General features: G+C 67.7%; 1 pseudogene. It reads left to right on the forward strand.

The features are described 5' to 3' along the window. A pseudogene (locus UK12_RS42155) lies at positions 1 to 353 on the forward strand (excinuclease ABC subunit UvrA); the annotation flags it as partial.

Genomic DNA, 353 nt, shown 5'->3' on the forward strand with positions numbered 1-353 from the left:
CCTCCAGCTCACCGAGCCGCACACGCTGAAGAAGCAGACGAAGCTACCGATCGCGGTGGCCATAGACCGCAGTAGTGTCAGGGAGAGCGACAAGCGGCGTCGGACGGACTCGGTCGAGAAGGCCCGCACGCCGGCCGGCGGCATGGTGGTGCTCGAGTTCGTAGATCTGCCCGGGGACGAGCCCGGGCGCGGGCGAATGTTCTCCGAGCGCCTCGACTGCCCGTACGACGACGTCTACTTCGAGGAGCTGGAGCCGCGCTTCTTCTCCTTCAACTCCCCGTTCGGCGCCTGCCCGGACTGCTCGTGCCTGGGCAACCGGATGGAGGTCGACCCCGAGCTGGTCATCCCCGACC

This window comes from Saccharothrix sp. ST-888, from assembly GCF_000955975.1.
GTDB lineage: Bacteria > Actinomycetota > Actinomycetes > Streptomycetales > Streptomycetaceae > Kitasatospora.